This window comes from Salinivibrio sharmensis, from assembly GCF_001995985.1.
Taxonomy (GTDB): domain Bacteria; phylum Pseudomonadota; class Gammaproteobacteria; order Enterobacterales; family Vibrionaceae; genus Salinivibrio; species Salinivibrio sharmensis.
This window is the reverse complement of the sequence record NZ_MUFC01000036.1, coordinates 1-1,475: the sequence shown is the minus strand read 5'-3', so window position 1 is coordinate 1,475 and position 1,475 is coordinate 1. Positions and strand designations below refer to the sequence as shown.

The following is a 1,475-nucleotide window of genomic DNA, read 5'->3' as shown; positions in this document are numbered from 1 at the left end:
CTGAGACAGGTGCTGCATGGCTGTCGTCAGCTCGTGTTGTGAAATGTTGGGTTAAGTCCCGCAACGAGCGCAACCCTTATCCTTGTTTGCCAGCACATAATGGTGGGAACTCCAGGGAGACTGCCGGTGATAAACCGGAGGAAGGTGGGGACGACGTCAAGTCATCATGGCCCTTACGAGTAGGGCTACACACGTGCTACAATGGCAGATACAGAGGGCAGCGAAGCTGCGAAGTGGAGCGAATCCCTTAAAGTCTGTCGTAGTCCGGATTGGAGTCTGCAACTCGACTCCATGAAGTCGGAATCGCTAGTAATCGTGGATCAGAATGCCACGGTGAATACGTTCCCGGGCCTTGTACACACCGCCCGTCACACCATGGGAGTGGGCTGCACCAGAAGTAGATAGCTTAACCTTCGGGAGGGCGTTTACCACGGTGTGGTTCATGACTGGGGTGAAGTCGTAACAAGGTAGCCCTAGGGGAACCTGGGGCTGGATCACCTCCTTACTGACGCTATTNGGGCTGCACCAGAAGTAGATAGCTTAACCTTCGGGAGGGCGTTTACCACGGTGTGGTTCATGACTGGGGTGAAGTCGTAACAAGGTAGCCCTAGGGGAACCTGGGGCTGGATCACCTCCTTACTGACGCTATTKTTGCGAGTGTTCACACAGATTGTATAGGTTGAAGAATTAAAGAGGATATGTTCCCAAACATATCGATGCGTCCCATTCGTCTAGAGGCCTAGGACACCGCCCTTTCACGGCGGTAACAGGGGTTCGACTCCCCTATGGGACGCCATTGGGTTGTTAGCTCAGTTGGTAGAGCAGTTGACTTTTAATCAATTGGTCACAGGTTCGAATCCTGTACAACCCACCATTTTCTCAGACGCGGGGCTATAGCTCAGCTGGGAGAGCGCTTGCATGGCATGCAAGAGGTCGGCGGTTCGATCCCGCCTAGCTCCACCAAGTCTGAAAGATGGGCGATTAGCTCAGTTGGGAGAGCACCTCCCTTACAAGGAGGGGGTCACTGGTTCGAGCCCGGTATCGCCCACCACGCTTTAAAGGTTTTTGCTTAAGAATCTTTAGAACGTGGTTTATTTAGCAATAAACGACATGCTCTTTAACAATCTGGAAAGCTGACAAGTCATTCTTTAAGAATGACAGTAAAGTTCTCAATCAGTGACATGTAATGTCACTCACACAATCAAGTGTGCTTGGGCTTTGTCTTAGTCATAAGCAAAGTCTCTATTTTGAGTCCGGCAAAAACAAAACCTTAATTRGTTGATGATTCAACACTCAGTGGTTTTGCGACGCAGATTTCTTTTTTAGACAATCTCGCGCGAGGCGTTTGTCGCGGGGAGCGTAACAAGTTACGTGACCAAGCAAACGGTGAGCAAGAGGCCGTATAAAAGAGAAAGATCGAGCAAAAAGACCTCTTGGGGTTGTATGGTTAAGTGATTAAGCGTAGACGGTGGATG

The 1,475-nt window shown here is 50.2% G+C and carries 4 tRNA genes and 1 rRNA gene; all 5 read left to right on the top strand.

The annotated features are described in order from the left end of the window. Positions 1-505, top strand: a 16S ribosomal RNA gene (locus BZG74_RS15415); the annotation flags it as partial. 215 nt (positions 506-720) lie between these two features. Next, a tRNA-Glu gene (locus BZG74_RS15410) sits at positions 721-796 on the top strand. A gap of 2 nt (positions 797-798) precedes the next feature. Further along, positions 799-874 (top strand) — tRNA-Lys (locus tag BZG74_RS15405). 13 nt (positions 875-887) lie between these two features. Next, positions 888-963: transfer RNA gene (locus BZG74_RS15400), tRNA-Ala, on the top strand. 12 nt (positions 964-975) lie between these two features. Beyond that, positions 976-1,051 (top strand) — tRNA-Val (locus tag BZG74_RS15395). Positions 1,052-1,475 lie beyond the last annotated feature (424 nt).